The following is a 4,400-nucleotide window of genomic DNA, read 5'->3' as shown; positions in this document are numbered from 1 at the left end:
GCCGGCGGTCCCGCCGCGACGAGCAGCGACTGGGCCACCCGCGCGCGGACCTCGCCCGAGGTCTCGACGCGGACGGCGCTGCGGCACAGCGGGCGGACCAGCTCGAGCTGCGGCGCGTACTGGAAGGTCTGCGGATGCGCCTCACCGAGCGGAGCGCCGCCGGAGAGCACGACGAGAGGCGTGCTGCCCGTCGCCGCTTCGAGCATCGCGCCCAACGCGCCCGCGATGCCGGGGCCGCGGCCGACGACGACGACACCGACGCCACGGGTCGTCGCCGCGTACCCCAACGCCATGTGGACCGCGGTGCGCTGCGAGTGCGCGAGCACGACCCCGACACCTCGGGCGTCGAGAGCGCCGAGGGCGAGCATGTCGTCACCGGGCAGCGCGAAGACCTGGTCGATGCCCGCGGCGACGAGCTCGTCCGCCGCCTCGTCCCACCAGCTGCGGTCGGCGTCACGCATCGGGTGGTCCGACGACGACGGTCGCGCAGTGCCCACCGAACCCGAACGAGTTGGTCAACGCGTACGTGACGGGTGTCGCCCGTGCCTCGTCGCGCACCACGTCGAGGAAGTCGAACTCCGGGTCGGGGCAGCTCATGGTCGGAGGGACCCGGCCCTCGGCGCACGCGAGGACGGTCGCGGCAGCCTCGTACGTGCCCGCCGCGCCGATCATGTGACCCGTCATGGACTTCGTCGAGGTCACGGCGACAGCACCCACGTGGTCCCCGAAGACGGTTCTGAGGGCGTGAGCCTCGACCTCGTCGTTCTTGGGCGTCCCGGTGCCGTGCGCGTTGACGTGGTCGACCGCTCCCGGCTCGAGTCCGGCGGACGCGAGCGCACGGCGCATCGCGGTCACCGCCCCGCGGCCCTCCGGGTGCGGTGCGGTGAGGTGGTGGGCGTCCGACGCGGCCCCGTACCCGACCAGCGACGCCCGTACGGACGCGCCGCGCCGCGCCGCGTGCTCGGCGCTCTCGAGCACGAGCGCGCCAGCACCGGCCGAGAGCACGAAGCCGTCGCGGTCGCGGTCGAAGGGCCGGCACGCCGACTTCGGGTCGTCGTTGTGCGTCGCGGTCAGCGCCCGTGAGCCGCACACGACCGCGAGGTCGCGCGGCGTCACGGCGCCGTCGGCTCCGATCACCACGACTACGTCCGCGAGACCCCACTCGATCTGGCGCATCGCCTGACCGATCGCGACCGTCCCGGAGGCGCACGCCGCGCTCAGGCACAGGCTCTCGCCGAGCGCGCCCCACCGCAGCGAGAGGTACGCCGCGACGATGTCCTGCGCCCCGTAGACGGCGGGCGCGGGCGTGAAGCGGGCGGGGCCGGACCGGTCGAGCAGCCGGACGGCCTCGGTGTTCGCCGCGGTGCACCCGTACCCGGTACCCACCACGATGCTGAAGCGCGTCGGGTCGACTGCGGCGAGGTCGAGCCCGGAGTCCTCGACAGCCTGGATGCCCGCGACCACGCCGAACTGGGCGTACGAGTCCAGCCGTCGCGCGTCCTGTGGAGGGAGCACCTCGGCGGCGTCGAACGGGACGACCTCGCCCGCGATGTGCACGCGGAACTCGAGCGGGTCGAACGCGGTGATGCGGGTGATCCCGACCGTGCCGCGCAGCAAGGCGTCCCAGTTGTCCGCCATCCCGACGCCGAGGGGCGACAACGCTCCCAGGCCGGTGACCCTGACCGTCATGATGTCTCCTCTGGTCTCAGGGCGTCGATCGACGAAGTGGTTGCGGCGCGAGCGGCGTGGGCTCGGGAAGCTCGGCGCTGAACCAGCGGCTCACGGCCTCGGAGATGAGCAGCGGGCCGATCTCGGTACGGCCGGCCCACGCGGCGTAGTTCGCCATGCCCCCGACGCCGCCGAACGCCTGGTTGGGGTCGTCGGTGGCGACGATGCTCGCGTCGACCGACGTCGTCATCCGGTCGGAGCACCAGGCAGCGAGCGCGTCCGAGGCGCCGTACAGCGAGGCGCACATGGATCGCTCACGGTAGAACTCGGAGCCGAGCACCTCGCGCACCTGGTGCTCGTCGTCGTACACCGCGATGTTCAGCACGGGTGCGAAGACCTCGGAGCACTCGGGTGCGTCGACGACGTCCCACACCAGGACGGTCGGCTCGACGAGCATGCGTCGCAGGTCGACGCGACCTCCCCAGCGGACGTGCGCGCGGTGCCGGCCGACGTGCTCGATCACGTCGCGCAGCACCAGCGGGTCAGCGATGGGCACGTGGTCCGATCCCGCGGTGACGATCGACTCGAGCGTGTGGGTCGCGAGCAGGTCGGTGACCGTGAGCACGAACTCGTCGGCGACCGCCCGGTGCACCAGGTGCAGGTCCGGCCCGAAGCAGTCCTGGCCGGAGTTGAGCAGGCGCATCCGTACGGCGTCACGCGCGGCGGCGGCGGCGTCGGCACCTTCGCCGACGAGGATCGGGTTGGTGCCCTGACCGAAGAAGAGCATGAGCTGGCCGGGCGCGAGCGTCCGGCGCACCTCCTCGGCGTTCGGGTACCTGCCGGTGAAGACGATGGTGCCCGGGGCACTGCCGCGGCTCCGCACGAGCTCGGCCTGCGTGCCGGCGACCAGCGTGACGGGCAGGCCGTGCACGGCCTGCAGCGCGCGGTGCAGCGCGACCGTCGCCTCGTGCACGCGCGACGACGGCCGCAGGACGAGGCGTTCGGTGAACAGCGCCGGGATGAGCACGTAGAGCGCGTACGAGTACAGCAGGACGTTCGACGGCATGTGGACCCACGACGTGGGCACGACCGGCGGACGGTGCATGACGACCTCGGCCTCGGCGCCGGCGAGAGCGGACAGGGTCGCGTCGAGCTCGATGTGCGCCGCCTCGCGGGAGGAGTACGGCAGCAGGAGCTGGACGACCTCGTCGGATCGCGCGGTGAGGTGCTCGCGGACCCGATGCAGCGCCTCGATGCGCATCGGGAAGGGGACGGACGTGAACTGCTCGTCCCTGACCCCGCCGTCGAGGACCGCGACGAAGTCCCGGATCCGACGCCGGTCGATCTTGTGCGTGACCGGTGTGCGCGGCAGGTGGTCACGCACGACGACGCGGTCCGGGCGCACCGACGGGGGAACGGCGTCGCGCACCCGGCGCTGCCAGTACCCCGGCCCGTGGCGGAGCCGGTCCTCGACGACCAGCACGAGGCGGTCCTGAGCCGTGGCCGGGTGGGTGGTGGTGACGCAGGCGCCGAGGATGCCGGCCTCTGCGGCGGCTCGCTCGACCGCGGCCGGATAGACCACCAGACCGTTGCGCAGGACTGCCTCGTGACGGCCCCGGACGACGAGCGTGCCGTCCGTCTCGAGGCTTGCGAGGTCGCCCGTCGGGTGCCACGTCCCTGCTCCCGCGTCGGGCGTCAGCACGAGCAGATGCCCCCACGCCCCAGGGGGGAGCTCGTCGCCGTCCGGGGCGACGACGCGAAGCCGGATCCCGGGCAGCGCACGCAACCGTGCGGGATCGTCGGGTCGTACGTGTGCGACGTTGCCGAGCTCGGTCGAGCCGTATCCGTCGAGCAGGAGCGATCCGTGCACCCGCTGGGCGCGCTGCTGCAGGGATGCCGCGACGGGGCCACCCCCCACGCACCAGTGCCGGACGGAGTCCAGGCCGGCGGCCTCGATGCGTCCTGTCTCGACCGCGCGCAGCACCGCGTCGTGCGCCTGCGGCGTGGCATCGACGACGGTGGCGCGAAACCGCCGCGCGAGCCGCAGCGCCTCGAGGACGCGGTCGTGCGGACCCACGACGACCGTCAGCCGCAGCACGATCCCGAGCAGGAGGATCGACAAGCCGTACTGGTGCGTCAGGGGCAGGAGCGGGGCGAGCACGTCGTCCGGCCGGTAGCCGATCACGTCGTGGGTCCGGCGCAGGTTCGCGATGAAGTCGCGCGGCCTGCGCGGGACCACGTCGGGCCTGCCGGTGGATCCCGACGTGACGAGGGTGAGCCCGTCCGGACGGTCGGCCCAGGGCCAGGAGCCGAGCTCCTCGAGCCGCAGCGTGTCGTCGGCCACGTCGTCGACGAGCCCGTGTGCGAGCGCGGCGAGGCCGTCGCCGTCGATCGTCGGGCACCCGGCTCGATCGGCCGCCTCGGTGGCGCAGGTCTCACGCGAGAGCACCAGGCGCGTGGCGCCGGTCAGTGCGACGGCCTCGGCGAGCGAACCGAAGCCTCGCTCGTCCAGCAGCACGATCGAGCAGTCGAGCCGCGCGAGGGCGAGGAACGCCACGACGAGAGCGGGCGAGTTCGGCATGCACAGACCGACCCGGTCCCCGGCTCGGACGCCGGCCGCATGGAGGGCCGTGGCAGCGGTGGAGGTGGCACGCGCGAGAGCGGCGTGCGTGAGCTGGCTGCGCGGGCTGGCGACCGCGAGTGCGGGCGGGTGAGGCACGGTGACTCCCGTC

General features: G+C 73.3%; 3 protein-coding genes. All 3 read right to left on the bottom strand.

Annotation, left to right across the window (positions count from 1 at the left end):
- Window positions 1–461 (bottom strand): thiamine pyrophosphate-binding protein (locus tag CWIS_RS07480; protein WP_197080783.1); only part of this gene is annotated, 461 nt, incomplete at its 3' end.
- Window positions 454–1,689, bottom strand: a complete 1,236-nt coding sequence (locus CWIS_RS07475) for a beta-ketoacyl synthase (protein ID WP_048342638.1) — start codon at window positions 1,687–1,689, stop codon at window positions 454–456. The genes CWIS_RS07475 and CWIS_RS07480, both read right to left, overlap by 8 nt.
- Before the next feature lie 16 nt (window positions 1,690–1,705).
- Complete coding sequence (locus tag CWIS_RS17545) at window positions 1,706–4,387, bottom strand: aldehyde dehydrogenase family protein (protein ID WP_053071607.1); 2,682 nt, start codon at window positions 4,385–4,387, stop codon at window positions 1,706–1,708.
- Window positions 4,388–4,400: the final 13 nt, after the last annotated feature.

The organism is Cellulomonas sp. A375-1, assembly GCF_001040865.1.
Taxonomy (GTDB): Bacteria; Actinomycetota; Actinomycetes; order Actinomycetales; family Cellulomonadaceae; genus Cellulomonas; species Cellulomonas gelida.
This window is presented reverse-complemented; position numbering and strand designations above follow the sequence as displayed.

Coding starts and splice junctions, on each gene's coding strand:
- CWIS_RS07475 (WP_048342638.1), bottom strand. CDS start 1,689: ATGACGGTCAGGGTCACCGGCCTGGGAGCGTTGTCGCCCCTCGGCGTC.